The sequence below is a fragment of the Lacticaseibacillus sp. 866-1 genome, from assembly GCF_016861825.1.
Classification (GTDB): domain Bacteria; phylum Bacillota; class Bacilli; order Lactobacillales; family Lactobacillaceae; genus Lacticaseibacillus.
Genome location: NZ_BOLU01000010.1, coordinates 34673 through 52317, shown reverse-complemented (window position 1 = coordinate 52317; position 17645 = coordinate 34673). Strand labels below are relative to the sequence as shown.

At 57.8% G+C, this 17645-nt stretch carries 21 protein-coding genes; 15 read left to right on the top strand and 6 right to left on the bottom strand.

Going from position 1 to position 17645, the window contains the following annotated elements; all coding sequences use genetic code 11:
- Positions 1-34 precede the first annotated feature (34 nt).
- Positions 35-880 carry a helix-turn-helix transcriptional regulator gene (locus JUE30_RS04585; protein WP_125757271.1) on the bottom strand — a complete coding sequence of 282 codons (846 nt, stop codon included), beginning with the start codon at positions 878-880 and terminating at the stop codon, positions 35-37.
- A gap of 64 nt (positions 881-944) precedes the next feature.
- On the opposite strand from JUE30_RS04585, the gene JUE30_RS04580 reads away from it, so the two are divergent.
- Together JUE30_RS04580 and JUE30_RS04575 are read left to right on the top strand one after the other, a co-directional pair.
- Entirely contained in the window at positions 945-1661 is a 717-nt protein-coding gene (locus JUE30_RS04580; RefSeq protein ID WP_203623825.1) for a PAS domain-containing protein, read from the top strand.
- Between the two features lies 1 nt (position 1662).
- The gene (locus tag JUE30_RS04575) at positions 1663-2577 is read left to right on the top strand and encodes an FAD:protein FMN transferase (protein WP_203623824.1); all 915 of its coding nucleotides are present in this window, start codon (positions 1663-1665) and stop codon (positions 2575-2577) included.
- Between the two features lie 56 nt (positions 2578-2633).
- Here JUE30_RS04575 and JUE30_RS04570 read toward each other — a convergent pair whose 3' ends face one another.
- Positions 2634-3074, bottom strand: a complete 441-nt coding sequence (locus JUE30_RS04570; RefSeq protein ID WP_203623823.1) for a GNAT family N-acetyltransferase — start codon at positions 3072-3074, stop codon at positions 2634-2636.
- Between the two features lie 168 nt (positions 3075-3242).
- Between JUE30_RS04570 and JUE30_RS04565 the strand changes: the two genes are divergently transcribed.
- The 7 genes from JUE30_RS04565 to JUE30_RS04540 all read left to right on the top strand — a co-directional run bounded on the left by JUE30_RS04565 (position 3243) and on the right by JUE30_RS04540 (position 9440).
- Positions 3243-4025, top strand: a complete 783-nt coding sequence (locus JUE30_RS04565; protein WP_203623822.1) for a hypothetical protein — start codon at positions 3243-3245, stop codon at positions 4023-4025.
- A 137-nt stretch (positions 4026-4162) separates the two neighbouring features.
- Entirely contained in the window at positions 4163-5062 is a 900-nt protein-coding gene (locus tag JUE30_RS04560; RefSeq protein WP_203623821.1) for an ABC transporter ATP-binding protein, read from the top strand.
- Positions 5055-6290, top strand: coding sequence for an ABC transporter permease (locus JUE30_RS04555; RefSeq protein WP_203623820.1), 1236 nt, complete (start codon positions 5055-5057; stop codon positions 6288-6290). The genes JUE30_RS04560 and JUE30_RS04555 overlap by 8 nt, the downstream gene beginning before the upstream one ends.
- Before the next feature lie 161 nt (positions 6291-6451).
- The gene (locus tag JUE30_RS11285; RefSeq protein ID WP_255533273.1) at positions 6452-6586 is read left to right on the top strand and encodes a hypothetical protein; all 135 of its coding nucleotides are present in this window, start codon (positions 6452-6454) and stop codon (positions 6584-6586) included.
- Positions 6587-6630: 44 nt separating this feature from the next.
- Positions 6631-7146: a GNAT family N-acetyltransferase gene (locus JUE30_RS04550; RefSeq protein ID WP_203623819.1), complete on the top strand. Its 516-nt coding sequence runs from the start codon at positions 6631-6633 to the stop codon at positions 7144-7146.
- A 243-nt stretch (positions 7147-7389) separates the two neighbouring features.
- The gene (gene proB, locus JUE30_RS04545; protein ID WP_203623818.1) at positions 7390-8202 is read left to right on the top strand and encodes a glutamate 5-kinase; all 813 of its coding nucleotides are present in this window, start codon (positions 7390-7392) and stop codon (positions 8200-8202) included.
- Positions 8199-9440, top strand: coding sequence for a glutamate-5-semialdehyde dehydrogenase (locus JUE30_RS04540; protein ID WP_203623817.1), 1242 nt, complete (start codon positions 8199-8201; stop codon positions 9438-9440). Before proB ends, JUE30_RS04540 begins: the two co-directional genes overlap by 4 nt.
- Positions 9441-9502: 62 nt before the next feature.
- On the opposite strand, the gene JUE30_RS04535 is transcribed toward JUE30_RS04540, so the two are convergent.
- A complete protein-coding gene (locus tag JUE30_RS04535; RefSeq protein ID WP_203623816.1) occupies positions 9503-11152 on the bottom strand; it encodes a DNA mismatch repair protein MutS in 1650 nt (549 codons plus the stop codon).
- Positions 11153-11340: 188 nt separating this feature from the next.
- Between JUE30_RS04535 and JUE30_RS04530 the strand changes: the two genes are divergently transcribed.
- The 4 genes from JUE30_RS04530 to JUE30_RS04515 all read left to right on the top strand — a co-directional run bounded on the left by JUE30_RS04530 (position 11341) and on the right by JUE30_RS04515 (position 13497).
- Positions 11341-12348: a serine hydrolase gene (locus JUE30_RS04530; RefSeq protein ID WP_203623815.1), complete on the top strand. Its 1008-nt coding sequence runs from the start codon at positions 11341-11343 to the stop codon at positions 12346-12348.
- A 212-nt stretch (positions 12349-12560) separates the two neighbouring features.
- Positions 12561-12812: a hypothetical protein gene (locus tag JUE30_RS04525; RefSeq protein ID WP_125755873.1), complete on the top strand. Its 252-nt coding sequence runs from the start codon at positions 12561-12563 to the stop codon at positions 12810-12812.
- Between the two features lie 74 nt (positions 12813-12886).
- On the top strand, positions 12887-13165 hold the full coding sequence (locus tag JUE30_RS04520) for a hypothetical protein (protein ID WP_125755871.1): 279 nt from the start codon (positions 12887-12889) through the stop codon (positions 13163-13165).
- Positions 13166-13260: 95 nt separating this feature from the next.
- On the top strand, positions 13261-13497 hold the full coding sequence (locus tag JUE30_RS04515; protein WP_125755869.1) for a CsbD family protein: 237 nt from the start codon (positions 13261-13263) through the stop codon (positions 13495-13497).
- Positions 13498-13540: 43 nt separating this feature from the next.
- Here JUE30_RS04515 and JUE30_RS04510 read toward each other — a convergent pair whose 3' ends face one another.
- Positions 13541-14344 (bottom strand): hypothetical protein, encoded by an 804-nt coding sequence (locus tag JUE30_RS04510; protein ID WP_203623814.1) that lies wholly within the window; start codon positions 14342-14344, stop codon positions 13541-13543.
- A 114-nt stretch (positions 14345-14458) separates the two neighbouring features.
- On the opposite strand from JUE30_RS04510, the gene JUE30_RS04505 reads away from it, so the two are divergent.
- Complete coding sequence (locus tag JUE30_RS04505; protein ID WP_203623813.1) at positions 14459-15136, top strand: 2,3-diphosphoglycerate-dependent phosphoglycerate mutase; 678 nt, start codon at positions 14459-14461, stop codon at positions 15134-15136.
- 65 nt (positions 15137-15201) lie between these two features.
- On the opposite strand, the gene JUE30_RS04500 is transcribed toward JUE30_RS04505, so the two are convergent.
- Together JUE30_RS04500 and JUE30_RS04495 are read right to left on the bottom strand one after the other, a co-directional pair.
- A complete protein-coding gene (locus tag JUE30_RS04500) occupies positions 15202-16548 on the bottom strand; it encodes an aminopeptidase C (RefSeq protein ID WP_203623812.1) in 1347 nt (448 codons plus the stop codon).
- A 130-nt stretch (positions 16549-16678) separates the two neighbouring features.
- Positions 16679-16969 carry a GNAT family N-acetyltransferase gene (locus tag JUE30_RS04495; protein ID WP_125755862.1) on the bottom strand — a complete coding sequence of 97 codons (291 nt, stop codon included), beginning with the start codon at positions 16967-16969 and terminating at the stop codon, positions 16679-16681.
- 129 nt (positions 16970-17098) lie between these two features.
- Between JUE30_RS04495 and JUE30_RS04490 the strand changes: the two genes are divergently transcribed.
- Positions 17099-17638 carry a dUTP diphosphatase gene (locus tag JUE30_RS04490; protein ID WP_125755860.1) on the top strand — a complete coding sequence of 180 codons (540 nt, stop codon included), beginning with the start codon at positions 17099-17101 and terminating at the stop codon, positions 17636-17638.
- Positions 17639-17645: the final 7 nt, after the last annotated feature.

The window sequence follows — 17645 nt, the reverse complement described above, 5'->3', positions numbered from 1 at the left end:
GACAAGCAAAAAGCCCCGCCACGCGAGGCTTTGATCACGGCTTGAACGCTCGGCGATAGGCCGTTGGCGACTGGCCGAAGAAGGCTTTAAAGTGCCGGTCGAAGTTGGCCGGGTTCTTATAGCCGACTGCCAGCGCGATGTCCGCAATGCTTTGGGTCGTCAGCTCCAAGAGCTTTTTGGCCTGATTCATGCGGATGAAGCGGAGCTCTTCAGTGAATGACTTGGCATACAGCTGACGGGCCAGTCGCGAAAAGTAGTTGGGTTCGTAACCGAAGTGCGCGGCCGTGCTGGCCAGGGTGACCTTGGCCAAGTTAGTGGTCATATAGTTTAAAATGACCGCCGCCTGCCGGGTTTTCGGGGCATGGCGCAATGCCTCTTCCGGGAAAGCCGATTCGATGATCATCATCGCGTTGAAATTGCCTCGGGAGAGTTCGGTCAGCAGCAGATGACACAGCGTGCTTTTCTCGTAGCTCAGGACCGCGTCTTGCGGCTGCACTGCCTCAAGCCGCGCCAGTTGGTCGCAGTAGGCGTCGCACAGCGCGTGGTTGATGCGCCGAAAAACAATGTGTGCGTCCTCAGTGGTCGCCAGCATCGAGGCAATCAGCTCGTTGGGCCCGAAGTCCGAATCCTTTGCTAAGGCGATTTGAAAGACGCGCACGGCTAAGGCGGCTGGGGCAACTGGCAACAAGTCAGCCCCTTGACTGGCCCGGAGCAGCACAATGTCGCCCTCGCGCAGGTCAAGGGTCCGCGCAGTCAGTTTCAGCGCGCAGGCGCTTTGGCACTGCAGGATCGCAAACGGGATTCGTGTGGTCGCACTGACCGGCGTTGTTCGAATCAGCGTCAAATGTTGGGGCTCAGACCCCTGAAAAGTTTCTAACATGGCGTCCCTCCACCACTCAGAATAATGGAGTGCCGCAGAAGACGCAACTAAGGAGAAGATATCAATGGCAAAACCAGAATATGACGGTGCCTACATTAACATGGAAACAGGGCGACTGTCCCTGCTTGAGGTGCAACAGATTTTTAGCACCATTCCGTTTGAAATCGATCTGATCGATCACGACGATCACTTCAGCTGGTATTCAAACAAGCCGAACAGAGAGCACGTTCGTCACACGACGGAACTTGGCGAAAACGTGCAGGACTGCCATCCCGCTAAAGTGTGGCCGATCGTCAAAGGCATTATCGACAGCTTCAAGGACGGTTCTCGCGATTCCGTCGCCCGGCCGCTGGTCATGCACGGCCACCGCGTGCTGATCCGTTACTACGCCCTGCGTGATGAGGACGGCAACTACCTGGGGACAATCGAGTTCACGGGCAGCGTTGAATCGATTTTGCAGACGTACGAAAAGGGCGGCTGGTCTGACGCGTCGACTGGCGCTTCCAAGGCTGACGGGACCACCGGCCAAGACGCTGACGCTTCAACTGGCGCTTCCGAAGAAACCCCGGCCGCTGCCGACGCTTCAACTGGCGCCTCCGAAGAAACCGCAACACCGGATGCGTCAACTGGCGCCTCTGAAGAGACTGCGGCGCAACCTGACGCGTCGACCGGCGCCTCTGAAGAAACCGAAACACCGAAGGCTGATGCCTCGACTGGGGCTTCGGCAACCGGCCCTGTCGGCACAGATCCAAAGGCCGGCCCGTTCGATTACGACCTGTAACATGGACAAGCGAGTAAAAACGCTGCACGCCTTGGGGACACGCATCAATCTCACCGTTTTCGGTGAGGGGGATGATGCCCCCTTGCGCGCTGCGGCAACGTTAATCCAGCAGGAAGAAGACCGGTTGACTGTCAACCGGCCGGTTTCAGAAGTCATGGCGGTCAATCACGCCGCCGGCAGTCAGGCGGTGCCTGTCTCATCGGGGACGTATACCTTGATTGCCCAAGCCGTGGCCGCCAGTCGCGAGAATTTTGGCTTCAACGCTTTGATTGGCCCGCTGGTCAAGCTGTGGAAAATCGGTTTTCCAGGCGCCAATGTGCCAGCCGAAGCCGACATCAAGGCGCGGCTGAAGCTGATCGATCCCGCCGCAGTCACGCTTTCGCCGGCTGATCACACAGTGGCGCTTAAGCAGCCGGGGATGGAATTGGACCTCGGCGGCATCGCTAAGGGCTACATCGCCGATCAGATCAAAACGCTGTGGCAGGCGTATGGGGTTTCAGCCGGCATCATTGACCTCGGCGGTAATCTGCTGACGGTGGGCGGCTCGCCGCGGCGGGCTGATGGCCGCTGGGTGATCGGGGTGCAGGATCCGGCTAAACGCCGCAACGTCGACCTTGGGGTCACGGTGGTGCCGGCATGTTCGGCGGTGACGTCAGGCATCTACGAGCGCTTTTTGATCAAGGACGGCAAGCAGTATCATCACCTGCTCGATCCACGGACTGGCCACCCGCTGCAAACGCAATTGGCAGGAGTGACGGTGTTCACCAGCACCTCGCTGCAAGGCGAGGTCGAAGCCAAGCGCTTGTTCTTCCACGGCGGGGTGCCGAGCGGTTGGTTGGATGACCCGGCTCACCTTGGGGCAGTGTTTGCCTTCCAGGATGGCCACCACGAGTCGTTTGGGGTAACGCTTGCCTGAACTAAAGGTGCGGAAATTAAAATCAGGTCAGCTGCAAAAGCGGTTGGCCTGATTTTTTATTGTTTCAACATGTCGACATGGGGGATGCCGTCTTCCAGGTAGACACTCGAGGTGGCGGCAAAGCCGAATTCGGCGTAAAAACCGCGCAAATAGTTTTGCGCCTGAATCTTGATGGGCTTGCCCGAAGCGCGCCGGCTGATTTCTGCCAGTGTTGCTTGCAGCAGCTGGCGGGCTAATCCGCGGCCGCGCGCCGCTTTCACCACCAGCACCCGGCCAAAGCTGATCGCATTCGGATCGGCGCTTTCGACAATGCGCGCGTAAGCCACCAGTTGGCCGTTTTCGCGGAGCATAACGTGTACCGCCTGGCGGTCCTTGTCATCGACTTCCTGGTACGCGCAAGCCTGTTCGACGACGAAGACGCGGACGCGGGCCGCCAGAATTTCCAGCAGTTCGGCCGGCAGCAGCTCGTCTGTTGGTTTGATTTCGGTCGTCAGCAAGGCTTATCCCTCCTTTTGATGCGGCAAATGGGTTCCTGAGCATCCTAGCATATCAATGTCCGCGGGACAACAGTGTGAGGCTTAGCTCAAAAGGCCCGCACTTTGTTGAATAAGTTAATGACAGCGTTTTCTTTCGGGTGTATGTTTAAATTAGAAAGGGGTGGGGAGATGAGGAGAATTCACTTACTGCTGCCATTGGCGCTGCTGGTATTAGCCGCGGGCTGCGGTCAAAAGCAAAGTCAGTCTGCGGTCGAGACCACCACGGTCAAGGTCGCCAGTGCCGCCAAGCAAACCAACGCGCAAAAGCCCGCCGCGGCGGCGAAGATTGCGGGCGATGACGACGCCCAGGTGACCAAGCGGTTAACCGTGCTTCAAGCCTATACCGAAAAGCAGATCCCTGGCGTCAAGTTTCCGGCGTTCACTCCGTTTGCCGCGCGTGATGGCATTAATGCTGCCGCGAAAGGCGACGTCGGCGATTACACCGTTTACTTTAGCACCAGCTCGCAGGAGCTGACGCCTCACGCCGCGCCGCTTGCGCTGCACAAGCAAACGCCAACCAGCACCGCCGAAGCCGACAATGCCTATGCCGCACTGGCCTACCAGCCCGTTGGCAAGGCTCAAGGCCAAACTGGGCTCACCGGGGATGTGCGGGCCTTGCTGCGAACTGACGCCAAAGGCACCAGCCTGATCTGGGATCAGGGAAAGTACTCGCTCACTGTGCGGGCAGCCGCGCATGAAACCGCGGCGGCGAAGACGTTTGCCGAGAAAATCGAGGCCATCGTGGCGCAGAACCCGCTACCCAAAACCGAAACTCACGGGGCCATTGTGCTGAATCTCGAAAAGCACAGTGGGCGTCTGAACACCGTCAGCTGGCGGGAAGGCAGTGCCTATTACACCATCAGCGGTCAAGACGCGATGGCGACTTTAAAATTGGCGATTGCGGTGAGCTAGCAAACTTTGAGCGGCTGGTGCTGACTGGCTGCTTTTTTCGTGTTTCTAGATGTCTAAGGCGGCAATAGGGAGTTGACGGCGCTTTCTTAAACCATTATGTTCAAATAAGCGACGAATTAGTTCAGGGGAGGTACGGGATGTTAGAGTTAACAGGAATCACGAAGCGGTTCGGCCAGCAGCTTGCAGTTGCAGACGAATCGTTCACCGTTCAACCTGGGGAGATTTTTGGCCTGATTGGTCAAAACGGGGCGGGTAAAACCACCACGTTCCGGATGATTTTGGGGTTCATCCGACCGGACGAAGGTGACGTGCTGTGGGATCATCAGCCAATCGCGCAGATCAACCGCGACATCATCGGCTACTTGCCGGAAGAGCGGGGGCTCTATCCCAAACTGACGGTTGAAGCGCAGGTCCAGTTTTTTGGTCAGCTGCATGGTATGAGCAAAGCTGAGGTCAATGCGGCACTGCCAGACTGGATGGCCCGCTTTGAGGTCAAGGGTAAAAAAACCGACAAAGTCAAGGACTTGTCAAAAGGCAACCAGCAGAAGATTCAATTAATATGCGCACTGATTTTTCAGCCGCGACTGCTGATCTTGGACGAGCCGTTTTCCGGCCTGGATCCGGTCAATGCGGGCCTGCTGGAGGATGGCATCCGCGCGCTTCAGGCCAGCGGGGCGGCCATCATTTTTTCCAGTCACGATATGAGCAACGTCGAGGCGCTGTCGGATCATTTGGTGATGCTGAAAAATGGCCGCACGGTGCTGTCCGGCACGGTGGATGAGATTCGCGATTCATACGGCCGCACGCGTATTAGCTTGGAGCGGCCAGGCTTGGACGAGTCAGCGCTCAAGGCCCTGCCCGGCGTTTCGTCAGTGGCCAAGCACGGCGACCGCTATCTGCTTCACCTGACCGATCCGGGCGCGGGGCGGGCGATTTTTCAGGCGGTCAGCAAGGACGGCTACATTGCGGAGTTTTCCCAGCAGGCACCGGATCTGGACGAGATCTTCCGCATGAAAGTGGGTGAAGGCGATGCATAAAATGAATTTGATTGCCGGCCAGGTGCTGCGCAAGAACCTGCGCGGGTTCTCGTGGTGGCTGATGGTGCTGATGCCGCTGCTGGCCGTGGCGGTGGTCGCAGGCATTGTGTGGTACATGACCTCGACGAGCCAGGCTGCGCGGGTGGTCGTGGTCGCACCGCAGCCAGTCGCAGCTGCGCTGAAACAGCAGCGTTCCAGCACTCAGGAGTACGTGCCAGTCAAAAGCGAGGCGGCTGGGCGCCGGCAACTGAGCGACGAGGAAGCAGACGGAATGCTGGTGGTCAAAAGTACCGCCAGTGCCAAGCTGTACCGCCGCGATGACGGTCAAAGTATCTCGACTGGTGAAATTACCCAGGCGCTTGCCGGGTTGAACACGGCGGCGGTGGCTCAGTCGCTGGGGCTCTCCCAGGCTCAGCTGGGGCGGCTGCTGGCTTCGCCGAAGCTGGCGACGCGGTCGGTGGTGTTCACCGATAGCGGCAAAATGACCAGCACGGCGGGTAAAAGCGACGCGATGAAGCAGGGTCTGTCCACCGCGGTCGGCTTTTTGATGTACATGTTTTTGATGAGCTACGGCAGCATTATCGCCGCTGAAATTGCAACAGAAAAAGGGTCACGCATTGAGGAATCGATCCTCGTCGCCATCCGGCCTCAGACACAATTCTACGGCAAAATTCTGGGCGTTTCGGCACTGCTTGGCCTGCAGGTGGGGATCTATGCCATCCTGGCTGGGGCCGTTTGGCTGCTCCGCGACACCATCCCGCTGGTCAAGGACCTGCTTGCCAGCATTGATTTCTCGCAGATTGGCTGGGCCTTTGTCCTGATCTCTGTGATCTTTTTCCTGGTCGGGATATTAAGCTACACGGTGCTTGCCGCCATGTGCGGCTCGCTGGTCGCCAATCAGGAGCAGGCCGGCCAAGCACTGCAGCCGGTTATCCTACTGGCGATGGTCGGCTACTTTGCTTCACTCATGACGGCTAACGCGAACGGCTCGGTGATCGGGATTCTCAGCTACGTGCCGTTTCTCAGCCCCATGATCATGCCGGCCCGCTTTGGGATCGGCCAGGCGGCGCTGGGGCCGGCGCTTATCAGCCTGGCCATCAGCATCATCTTTCTTGGCGCTTTCACGGTGCTGGCCGAGCGGATATACGCCGGCAACGTGTTGACTTATAGTGAAGGGGGCATCTTCAAGGCCCTGCGCAAGAGCCTGACGCTGCTGCGAGCCAAATAATGGGTTTGACGCTGCCGTTAACGCTGCCTTTACATTGGCTACGTTAACGGTTGTTTTTTTTACTCAATTGATGCGTGACCCGCGTCATTTTTTTACGTTTGCGGCGGATACTGAAGGCGTTCTCAGATAGCCGGAAAATGAAGGAAAGCGGGCGAAGAAACATGGCGGCACTTGGTGGCTTATTGACGGGGCTCGGGCTGTGGCTATTGAGCTGGTGGGCGATGGGCGAACGCGCCACCCGGCTGATCGCGCAACATGAAGTCATTCGCCTATTTGCGGATGAAGTGGCCGAGTGAAAATGGTAGGATAGGGACAATCTGAACTCAAGGGAGTTTTGTCATTGTCTTCAATCACGATTCGGCCGGCTGCCGAGGCTGACCTATCAACTATTATGGGCATCATCGGAGATGCCAAGGCGCTGCTGAAGTTGCAAAAGATTCCCCAGTGGCAGGCAGTGTATCCTGCGTCGACTGACATCCAGCAGGACCTGCAGGCAAAAACCGGCCGGGTGCTGGTCGTTGCAGGTAAAATCGCGGCCTACGCCAGTTTGGAAAGCGCGCCGGAGCCGGTGTACGCACAAATTCAAGGCCACTGGCGCCGCAACGGCCCGTACAGCACCCTTCACCGGGTGGCGATGGCGGCGGCGTTTCAGGGCCAGCACCTCAGCGTGCCGTTTATGCAGGGACTGATTGATGAGGCGCGGCGCACTTATCCGGATGTGCGGGTCGATACCCAGATTGACAATCAGGCGATGCAGCACATTTTAGAAAAGCTCGGGTTTAAGCGGCGCGGGCTAGTGCGCTGGACGTTCGAAGTTCCGGTAGTCGAGTGCTTGGCGTATGAGTTGAACCGATGACGATCTCAGTTTGACAAGTCTGAGGCTGCCTGCTAAACTGACGACAACCCTGCGATACAAGTAGCGGCGCACAGGAAGTTGGCCCTTGACTGAAAGGCCAGCCTGGTCCGCGAATCCGGCTCGCAGTTCGCAATTTTTTAATAGACAGAGCAAAAGTGTGAAGCGCTGCTTCGAACGAGGATGGTACCGCCCAGTGATGGGTGCCTCGACGAAGCGGTGCTTTTTTGTTTAGGAGGGCTTCGAATGAGTGAAACACGAGCAACCGGCCGCCGGGTGGTGGTCAAAATCGGCACCAGCAGCTTGATCCACGACAGCGGGCGGGTCAATCTGCAGACGATTGACCGCTTGGCCTACGCGCTTTCGGCCATGAATAACGCCGGCACAGAAGTGATTCTGGTCACTTCCGGGGCGATCGGGGTCGGGCTGGCGGCCCAGCACCTGCAGACCCGGCCGGCCGCAATTGCGGAGCAGCAAGCCCTGGCGGCGATTGGTCAAAGCAGCCTGATGCGACTGTACGGCGAGCGCTTCACCGATTACGGGGCCAGTATTGCGCAGCTGCTGCTGACCCACGATGTGTTCGATTTTCCCGAGTCGCGCCGGCATGTGCTCGATACGATTGCCGCGCTGCTGGCCAAGAACGTGATTCCAATCATCAACGAAAATGACTCGGTGGCCACCGACGAGCTGGATCACAAAACCACGTTTGGCGATAACGATCAGCTCTCGGCGCTGGTGGCGACCTCGATCGATGCCGACATGCTGATCGTGCTGTCTGACATTGCCGGGCTGTATGCTCAAAACCCCAAGCAACACCCCGAAGCGATGCTGATCCCCGTGGTGGCCGACCCCGCAGCGTTGGGTCAGGCCCAGGCGAGCGGGGCGGGCTCGCGCTTTGGTACCGGCGGCATGGTGACTAAGCTGAACGCCGCGCGCACCATGATGGCCGCCGGCAAGCAGATGGTGCTGTGCTCGGGGGCGGACCCACGGATCGTGCTGAAGGTCCTCGAAGGAGCGCCAGTTGGCACTTGGTTTGGCATAAAGGAGGGACAATCATGACCGATTTAATTCAAATGGGGCAGGCGGCGCAGACCGCCGCGCAGCAGCTTTCACAGCTGACTGCCGCCGCGAAGAATGCCGCCCTGCTTAAAATGGCGACGGCTTTGGAGGCGGCCACGCCGGAGATTCTTGAGGCCAATGCCGCAGATTTGGCGGCGGCAAGCGAGCTGCCAGCCAAGTTCACCGACCGCTTGAACCTGACGCCGGCGCGCGTGGCAGACATGGCTTCCGGACTGCGTGCCGTTGCTGCGCTTGATGACCCGACGGAAAAAGCCGACAAGGGCTGGCGCACTGACGCAGGCCTGTTCATCGTCCAGCAGCGGGTCCCGCTCGGGGTGGTTGGCATGATCTACGAGGCGCGGCCAAACGTCACCGTCGATGCGGCCGGGTTGACGCTGAAAAGTGGCAACGCCGTGATCCTGCGCGGCGGCAAGGAGGCCCTGCACTCAAATATTGCCCTGGCCAAGGTGCTGCAGCAAGCGCTGCACGCGGCCGGCCTGCCGGCTGAGGCCGTGCAGGTGATCGCAGACCCGAGCCGGGCGCTGGCTTCGCAGATGATGCACCTGACAGACTACATCGACGTTCTGATTCCGCGCGGCGGGGCCGGCTTGATTCGGGCAGTGGTCCAAGAAGCAACGGTGCCGGTGATCGAAACCGGCGCTGGCAACTGCCACATCTACGTCGATCGGGCCGCGGATCTGGCCATGGCGACGGCCATTGTGGTCAACGCCAAGGTGCAGCGGCCGAGCGTCTGCAACGCCGCGGAAAAACTGCTGATCCACCGGGCGGTCGCTGAAGCTTACCTGCCGGTTTTGGCGCAGGAACTGCAGCGCCACGGGGTTGCGCTGCGCGGCGATGCGGCCTCTTGCGCAATCGTGCCCAGCATGACGCCAGCCACAGCTGAAGACTGGGACACCGAATACAACGACTTGATCATGGCAATCAAGGTGGTGGACTCTGAAGCCGTTGCTATAGCGCACATCAACGCGCACAACACCAAGCATTCCGAGACCATTGTGACCGGTGATTACGCGGCCGGGGAGCAGTTCTTAAACCAGGTGGACGCAGCCTGCGTGTACGTCAACGCCTCGACCCGCTTCACGGACGGCCAAGAATTTGGTTTTGGCGCCGAAATCGGCATCAGCACGCAAAAGCTGCACGCCCGGGGGCCGATGGGCCTCAGTGCACTCACCACAACCAAGTATCAGATCCGCGGCGCCGGGCAGATTCGAGAGTGACATACCCAAAAAGTCGCAGCAGGCCAATCGCCCATTGGGCGACGCGGCTCTGCTGCGACTTTTTAGAGAGTTGGCCAGGTGCGGGATTGTTCGAAAGCGTGGGCGAGGCGTTGCGCCTCCTCGGTGATACTAGCTGGATAATGCATGGCCTGCAGCAGGGCAATCGCGTTGTGCGAGGTGGCGGGGCCTTGGCGCAGTCGGTAGTCAAAGTGGACACCGGCCTGGTCTACGGTTTCCTGGAAGTGCCAGTCGACGACTTGTCCGGCTAAAATCCCAGAAAGCTCGCTGTCATGCGTGGCCACCATGGTCAGAGCATTGGTCTGGTTCAGCCACTGCACAACTGCAGCCGAGGCGGCGATGCGCTCCACCGTATTGGTGCCTTTGAGGATTTCGTCGATAAAGCCGTAAACGCGTTCACCCTTGGCCACCAAGTTGAGCAGGCGCTGAATGGCCTTGATCTCCGCGATGAAGTACGAATCCCCGGCGGCAATGTCGTCTTGCACCGCCATGGCCGTGACCACATGGCCGGGGGTGCAAGCAAACGTTTTGGCGGTGGCAGTGTTGATTGTTTGCGCAAGCAGCAGGTTGATCGCCACACTTTTGACGTAGGTCGATTTGCCCGAGGCATTGGAGCCGGTGATCAGTGCGGTTTGATGCCAGCTGACGTCATTGGGGACCGCCGCATCCAGCAGGGGATGGCGCAGCGCCGTGGCGGAAACGCCGCCATCTTTGAAGGTCGGCGTGCACGTACCGGGCATGGCCAGGCGGAAGTTTGCGATGGCGATGGCAACTTCCAAATCGCCCATTACCGCCCACAGGTCAAGGGCGGCCTGTTTGTTGAGGCGCAGTGTCCGCAGCACGTAGTTATAGGCGATAAACGGCAGCATGAACATGAAACTGATATAGTCGGTAATCAGGTCAGCCATCGAGCCGCTTTTGGCCCGGAAGGTGAAGGCGTGGCGAGAAATGCCGGCCAACGGGCGCAGCGCCTGCTGCAGGGCGGCCTGTTTGGGGGTGGTCACCTTGACCAGCGCCCCCGCCGTGGTAATGGTTTGGACCAGGTAACGCATTGCGTTGAGTTCCAGCGTCAGGGCCTCTTTCTTGAGCTCGTAGTAGATGACGTTAAAAATGAGGCTCCCGATTGTGACCAGCAGGCCGGCAAAGGGCAGGATGAGCGCCAGCAGCAGCCCGAACAGCGGCAGCAGGCCAAGCAGCCGGTAGCGCCACACGTTGGCCAACACGCCTGAAGTGGTGCTGAGCAGGTAGTTCTGGGACTGGTTATGATCCAGCTTGCCAAGCCTGGCAAACGCCGTGCGCACCTTCATGCGGGCAACCTGATCACCCGCAAAAAAAGCAATCAGCTGCTCGTCGACGTTCGGTTGGCCGAGGTCAAAGCCGCGCAGCTTGGCGTACAGCGCTTCGGCCCCGACACTGGACTCGGTTTGATTCAGCAGGCGAAACACGTGCATCAGGTCCAAGTCATGCCAGGTCAGGTCGTCCACGACGCTGGTGGTTGGTCGGAGTTTGGAAGAGGCCAGGTAGGCCTCCTTTAGGCTGTCTTCGCTATCGCGGCTGGTGCGTTCCGGGAGCTCGCCCCAACTGCGCAAAAGGCGGTTGCGCAGGGCGATGTGCGCGTGTACGGCGGAAATGACTGCCACGGCGATCAGCACCGCCACAAACGCAAGTACCCAAAGCCAGTTTTCCAATGTCATGGCACACCTCCCATTTTTCTGAGTATCGCGCATGGTGGAGGCGGTTGCAGGCGCATTAAACAGGTACTTCTGCAAAGAAAGGGGGTGCCGTTTCCCTGATTCTGTGAAAAATGTTTATTTAAGTCTAACAATATTCACAGACAAGCAGTATGATTTAAAAGATAAATGCGGGGAAAGTAGTGAAGTTAATGCGAGAATTCAAAGGACGCAAGCCGCGCTGGAATCGGCTCATTCCGTTCGCTTTGGCCTGTCTCCTGGCTCTGGGGCTGGTGATCAGCCTGACCGTGAACGCGCTAAATGATGATGGTGCCGATGCGGCCGGTCCGGCCACCAGGCAAAAGGCCAGTCCGAAGCGGACCGCCGCTACCGGCAAAGCCGCGGCCAAGGCACCAACCAAGACGGCAGCCCAAGCGGCGGCACCGCGCTTGAGTGCCGCTCAGATCGCCGCCAAAACCAGCCAACTCAAAAAACAACTCGCGCTGTATCTGAAGCAGGTCACGCAAAACGGGCACGTGGCGGTCAGTTTCTACAATCTGGCCCCAGTGGCCGGCAGTGCAGCGGCCAAAGCCAGTGACGCGGCAGTTTATCAGCCAGGAAACTTGGCGACTGCGGTCAATGGTAATCAGCGCATGGTGGCCGCTTCGACCTTCAAGCTGTTCATCACCGCGTGGCTGTTCCACGAGGTGGAAACGGGGGCTAAGACCTGGACCGCGACGGACGAGAACGGATTTCAGCGAATGATCGTGAATTCTGAAAACGACTACGCCGAAACTGTGCTGGCGCAAAGTGGGGCGGCGACCTTGAACAGTTACTTTGCCACGCTGGGCACGGGGTATGTCTTCCGACCCGGTACGGCCGCGAGCACGACAGCCAGTGACCTGATGACGATGCTCAAGGCGATTGCGCAAGGGACCGGGCCGTTCGCTGATGCGGCCCTGCGGCAAAAGCTGCTGACCGCGATGGGTAAGCAAATCTACCGAACCGGGATTCCCGCGGCTGCAAGCACGGTGGCCGCTGGCAGCGTGGTGCAGGACAAGGTCGGCTGGCTCGGCAGCACCGACAACGATGCCGGGATCGTCACGACGCCTGCCGGCGACCGGTACCTGCTGGTGATTATGACAGACAACGGCAGTTACCAGGACTTTTCTCAAATCGCCGAAATCGCCAAGCAGGTGCAGACAATCGTATACAGCTGAAAACAATTTTTTCGCCATCTGGGTTTGCGACCTGATGGCTTTTTTAGTCTGCACAGAGGGTCATCGAAGACTGCTAAGACAGGATTTATCAGGAAGGGTTCGAACCGTTCATGCATAACGGCAGTTTCTTTAAAATAATTAATCATTTATGTTGACTATAAGAAAATAAATAGTATATACTCACCTTATCAAAAACAAATGGAGGCGGTTACATGACGACGACCGTGACAAAGGGGGCAGTGGTGCGCTGCCAGGCCAACGGCAATATGGAGCATGAGTTTATCGGCACCGTGGTCAAGCGCTATGAGAATTCGGCATGGGTGACCATCGACGAGTTCGATCCGCGCGACCAGATGAATGCGCGCGACCTGTTATTTCAAAGCGTGATCGCCCTGAAAAGAATGACCATTCTCAAGGCTGGCGAGCCAGAGCCCGAACCGGAGGTGGAAGAGGCGGCGGGCTGACCGGACGCAGGCGGGCCAACTATGCTATAATAAGTAACGTTACCTAACGTTGCACGGCAGAAGGGGGAACTTTTTTGGCCCAAGTGATCACGGTCGGCGAGACAGTCGACGTTAAAAAAAGCAAACAAGTGCCACTGAGTTTCACAGGCACCGTGGAAAAGTTATATGCCAACGCGGCCTTGCTGACAATCGATTCGTTCAACAAGGCGGACAAAGAAGTCGTTGACGACCTCAAGAATCGTACCGTCGTTAACTACAAAGACATCAAAAAAGACGGCCAGGCCGTTGAACCGCCAGCTCCCGAGGAGCCGACGGGTCGCAACAACCGGTCATCCAAGACGACAAAGAAGTAGGCGTTAGGCCTATTTTTTTTGCCGTAAGTCGTCTGATTGGACGCACACAACCTAGTCTTGGTATACTTAATTTACACCAAGAAGGAGGGATAGTTATGGCAGATTTTGATGCAATGAAGGACAAAGTCGTCGGCAAGGTGAAAGAAACCGCCGGCAAGGCTACCGGCAACGAAAAGCTGGAGGCCAAGGGTAAGGCGCAAGGACTGAAGGGCGAGGCCAAAGACAAAATTGACGACGCCAAGCGCAAGGCAAAAGATACCACTGACGACCTCACCGAGAAGGCTGCGGATAAGTTTAACGATACCGTTGACGCCTACAAGGACAACCATTAGCAAACCGAAAGCCGGGCCTGAAAAAGGCCCGGCTTTTTGGTGGTCAGATGCGCGAGATCCCTTTGCGGGAAAGGTGGAACGGCGCGACACTGCCCGCGGTCAGCCGCCGCTGCAGCTGGGGGAAAAAGTCCGTCTGGCGCGTTTCGGCCAGGCACACCAGCGCCGGGCCGTTGGCGGAGACAAAGGTGGTGAAGCCGCCGGCCGCCCGCACGGCGCGGGCCACCATTTCGGCGTGTGGGAAATAGTCTTCGGTGACCTGCTCGCGCAGCGGAAAGTGCTGATCCAGCCAGTCGCCGTCTGCGCTCATCATTGCATTCATCACTGCCTGCGCGGTGGCCGAAGTTTTGGCGGGCTCTGGTGGCACAGGGGTGTCTACGACTTTGTCAGGGAGGTAGATGGCGCCTTGCACCAGCTCGGTGCCGAAGTTCAACACGTTTTTCGGGCCGTTAAACACCAGACAGCCGCCGTATAGCGTGGCCTCAATTGCGGCACGGTTGGGCTCAAAAAAGTCGGCCACCTCGAGCTTGCGACTGAGCGGCACCGGTTTGTCGCCCAGCGTCGCCGCCAGCTCGATTCCCAGCATGGTTGCCGCCAACGATGCCCCTAGACCAACGCCGGTTTTCACAGTGGTGTGCAGGGTGAGGTCGTGCGGTACCAGCAGCGGGTCGACGGTTTCGGCGACGCTGATGATCAGATTGGTTTGATCGGTTGGAAGAAGGTCATCGTTGCTGGTAATGTGCCACTCGAAACTTTCGTTGCCGATGTCCAGCGCGACGCCGCGATCGATCGCCAGTGCGAGATCAGGCTGAATGCGTGATGTGATCGTTCCCGGTACCCAGATTGCCATGGCCAAGCCCCCAAGTGAATTAGATACAAATAAGTATATCTAATTGTATTCTCATATACCAGTATTTTCGACTGTTTTCCGAAAATGGTATACTGGGAAAATACGGAGGTCACAATGGTTAAATTAGTGTTGATCCGCCACGGCGAAAGTGCCGCCAATTTTTCGAACACATACACCGGCTGGTCGGATGTCCCGCTGACTGCGCTGGGCGTTCAGCAGGCTCGGACGGCCGGTCAGGCGCTGGCCAAACTCTCCCTGCCGTTCGGCCACGTCCACACGTCGGTGCTGAAGCGGGCCATTCAAACCGCGTACCTGGTCCAGGAGGAAATCGACCAGAACTGGCTGCCGATCACCAAGTCCTGGCGGCTCAATGAACGGCATTACGGGGCGCTGCGCGGGCTGAACAAGGACAAGACCCGCGAGCTGTTCGGCAAGGCGCAGGTGGCCAGCTGGCGGCGGAGCTTTTCCAACCGGCCGCCGCTGCTCGCCCAGCCGCGGCGCAGTCGGGCTTACCAGAATTTTCCGGTGACGATCATTCCGCGCGGCGAAAGCCTGCAGGACGCCGAGCGCCGATTAATTCCATACTGGCTGGATGAAATTGCGCCCCGGTTGCTGGCGGGGAAAAACCAGCTGGTGGTCGCCCATGGGTCGACGCTGCGAGCCTTGATCAAGTACCTGGAGCAAATCTCAGACGCTGGGATCGATCAGGTCGAGGTCGCAAACGCGCAGCCGATCGTGTACACCATGGATGAACGGCTCGGCATTGTCAGCAAGGACATTTTGCCGGTTTAAGCGATTTTGAGGTAAAGAAAAGCTGCAAGCACGCGATGTGCTTGCAGCTTTTTGATGGCTAAGGCTTACTTGGAAGCCAGCGCACCCATTGGATCCCATGGCTTCAGGACGGTTGGGTTATCGTATTCAGCCTTGATTGTCGTCTGCTCGTCGGCGGACAGGTACTTCTTGTTCACGACGACTTGGTAAACAAATTCGGAGAACCACTCATCGGAAGCGACAAAGTAGCCATTTTGGCCGGCCTTTTCGCCCCAGGAGTTTTCGACCTTCCACTTGGTTGGCTTGCCGTCAACGATGTCAACGCCAGTCAGGACCATCGCGTGGGTCATCAAGCTTTCGCCGTAGTCCAGGCGCTCTGCTTTGGTCATGTCAAAGCTCGTGTTGAACAGGGCGTTCTTGTCGTACAGCTTTGGATCCATGATACCAAGTTTGCTATCGGAAGACTTGCCGACATCAGAGCCGAACCAGACTGTTTCGCCGGCTTCAAGCTGTTTGATGGCCAGCCGCTTCATCTCTTCAGAGGTGACGTTAAAGTGACGCACTTCACGGCCGCCGACCACATTGCCGAGCATCTCGACGGTGTACAGGTGGTTAAACGGCTTGTCGGCAGTCGGGCCATTGATCAGGGACTGGTAAGCGTCGGTGTCCCAGCCAACGTACTTGGCGAAGAAGGCCTTCGGGGTCAAGTCGCGGTCGATGTGGTAGTTCTTGTCATCGTCGCGGTACTCGAAATCGAACTTGGTCGGCGGCACGCCCAGCGTGTAAGCCAGGATCCGGTAGTCTTCGGACAACATCTTGTCCTTGGCTGATTCGATGTCGGCCTCTGAAGCTTTATCTGCAACCAGCTTGCGAAGGGTGACAGCGTCTTTGCGCAGCTTCAGGTTGAGCACCGAATTCATTTCGTTGGACTTGCTGGAGGAGTACGTTTCAGGCATCACAGACTTCGGCACGATCCCGTACTTGTCGATGAGGGCCGTCAGCATGTCCCACTGGCCGCCATCGCCTTGAGGGTTGGCCATCAGCCAGGCCACCTTGCGTGAATCGATGTCTTGATCTGCGGTCTTGATGACATTTTCATAGAAGTAGTTGGATTTTTCGAACTTGTCCCAGAAGAATGTGTAATTCTGGGAAAGTTCGAAGTCCTTGATCTTAAACTGCTTTTGAATGCTGTGGCGCATGGTGTTCAGCGCGGCAAACATCCAGCAGCGGCCGGACTGCTTCTGGTCGGCAACCTTGCCGGTGCTCAAATCGATGGAGAAGGTCTGAGTCATCGTGGTTTGGCTTTCAGTGTTCTCGGCACTCTTCAGCACCCCATTGTTCATGACCGCCTTTTGAATCGCGGCGGAAGCGGGGGCCTTTTCGAGATCCTGTTGGTACTTTGCGAGGTCTTCAGCAGTAACTGCCTTTGACATATGCACTTCACTCCTTTTTCATTAGAAAATGATGAAATATTAACAGACTTCCACATTTTAGCATAACCACCTCACAGATTGAACCCGTGGGGCCAAGAAAAAACCGACCACCGCGGTGGCCGGTCCAGATCTATTCGCTTGGAGTGGGCCGAAGCACGTCTGCGTACTCAGGCTTGGTGTCAAATTCGTGGCGGGCAAAGGTGCAAAGGGGCTCAATTTGTTTGCCGGTTGCGCGCGCTTCGTCGACGACCGCGCGGACCAGTTTGCCGGCAATGCCCTGGCCGCGCAGCACGGGATCGACAAAGGTGTGGTCGATGACCAGGTTTTGGCCGTCATCAATGGCCTGATAGGTGACTTCAGCGATCAGCTTACCAGTTTCGTCATTCATGAAATAGCGGCCTGGTTCGTGTTCAAAAGCCATGTTGTCACTCCTCTCGTCTTCGCTTAATTATAGCAATTCGTTAGGATTAAGCCAAGAAACCGCTTTAACGTCGGCGGCTAACGCCCAAGGTGTTATGATAAGAACACGTTCAACAAAATGGAGGTTACTATGCGCACGCGAGGATTTGAGATTGTTTCCGCCTATCGAAATGCCGGCGTCAAGCTGCCCGAGCGGCAGACCAAAAACGCGGCGGGCTACGATTTTTTTGCCCGGGAAGACTTTGTCCTGAAAAGCATCTGGCGGTATGACTTCATTCGCCTGTTCCGGCTGATCAAAAACGAACACCCCCTGACTGACGGCGACCTGCAGCGCGCCAGCAAGATCCTGAAGCCCTTGCTGGTGCCGACTGGCGTCAAGGCCTACATGCAGCCCAATGAAGTGCTGGTGTTGGCCAACCGCTCCAGCAACCCGCTCAAGCGCGGCTTGGTGATTCCCAACGGCATCGGCGTGATCGACGCGGACTACTACGGGAATCCGGCTAACGAAGGCGAAATTTTTATCCAGATGGTGAATTTTTCCCCGCGCGACGTCGTGATCGAACAAGGCGAGCGGATTGGTCAGGGCATCTTCATGCCGTACCTGCTGGCGGATGGAGACAACGGCACCGGTGCCAAGCGGACCGCGGGATTCGGTTCGACCGGGCGTTAAAGCACAG

Excerpts from the sequence above, each read along its gene's own strand:
- JUE30_RS04585 (WP_125757271.1), bottom strand. The coding sequence starts at position 880 with ATGTTAGAAACTTTTCAGGGGTCTGAGCCCCAACATTTGACGCTGATT.
- JUE30_RS04580 (WP_203623825.1), top strand. The coding sequence starts at position 945 with ATGGCAAAACCAGAATATGACGGTGCCTACATTAACATGGAAACAGGG.
- JUE30_RS04575 (WP_203623824.1), top strand. The coding sequence starts at position 1,663 with ATGGACAAGCGAGTAAAAACGCTGCACGCCTTGGGGACACGCATCAAT.
- JUE30_RS04565 (WP_203623822.1), top strand. The coding sequence starts at position 3,243 with ATGAGGAGAATTCACTTACTGCTGCCATTGGCGCTGCTGGTATTAGCC.
- JUE30_RS04560 (WP_203623821.1), top strand. The coding sequence starts at position 4,163 with ATGTTAGAGTTAACAGGAATCACGAAGCGGTTCGGCCAGCAGCTTGCA.
- JUE30_RS04555 (WP_203623820.1), top strand. The coding sequence starts at position 5,055 with ATGCATAAAATGAATTTGATTGCCGGCCAGGTGCTGCGCAAGAACCTG.
- JUE30_RS11285 (WP_255533273.1), top strand. The coding sequence starts at position 6,452 with ATGGCGGCACTTGGTGGCTTATTGACGGGGCTCGGGCTGTGGCTATTG.
- proB (WP_203623818.1), top strand. The coding sequence starts at position 7,390 with ATGAGTGAAACACGAGCAACCGGCCGCCGGGTGGTGGTCAAAATCGGC.
- JUE30_RS04540 (WP_203623817.1), top strand. The coding sequence starts at position 8,199 with ATGACCGATTTAATTCAAATGGGGCAGGCGGCGCAGACCGCCGCGCAG.
- JUE30_RS04535 (WP_203623816.1), bottom strand. The coding sequence starts at position 11,152 with ATGACATTGGAAAACTGGCTTTGGGTACTTGCGTTTGTGGCGGTGCTG.
- JUE30_RS04530 (WP_203623815.1), top strand. The coding sequence starts at position 11,341 with ATGCGAGAATTCAAAGGACGCAAGCCGCGCTGGAATCGGCTCATTCCG.
- JUE30_RS04525 (WP_125755873.1), top strand. The coding sequence starts at position 12,561 with ATGACGACGACCGTGACAAAGGGGGCAGTGGTGCGCTGCCAGGCCAAC.
- JUE30_RS04515 (WP_125755869.1), top strand. The coding sequence starts at position 13,261 with ATGGCAGATTTTGATGCAATGAAGGACAAAGTCGTCGGCAAGGTGAAA.
- JUE30_RS04510 (WP_203623814.1), bottom strand. The coding sequence starts at position 14,344 with ATGGCAATCTGGGTACCGGGAACGATCACATCACGCATTCAGCCTGAT.
- JUE30_RS04505 (WP_203623813.1), top strand. The coding sequence starts at position 14,459 with ATGGTTAAATTAGTGTTGATCCGCCACGGCGAAAGTGCCGCCAATTTT.
- JUE30_RS04500 (WP_203623812.1), bottom strand. The coding sequence starts at position 16,548 with ATGTCAAAGGCAGTTACTGCTGAAGACCTCGCAAAGTACCAACAGGAT.
- JUE30_RS04495 (WP_125755862.1), bottom strand. The coding sequence starts at position 16,969 with ATGGCTTTTGAACACGAACCAGGCCGCTATTTCATGAATGACGAAACT.
- JUE30_RS04490 (WP_125755860.1), top strand. The coding sequence starts at position 17,099 with ATGCGCACGCGAGGATTTGAGATTGTTTCCGCCTATCGAAATGCCGGC.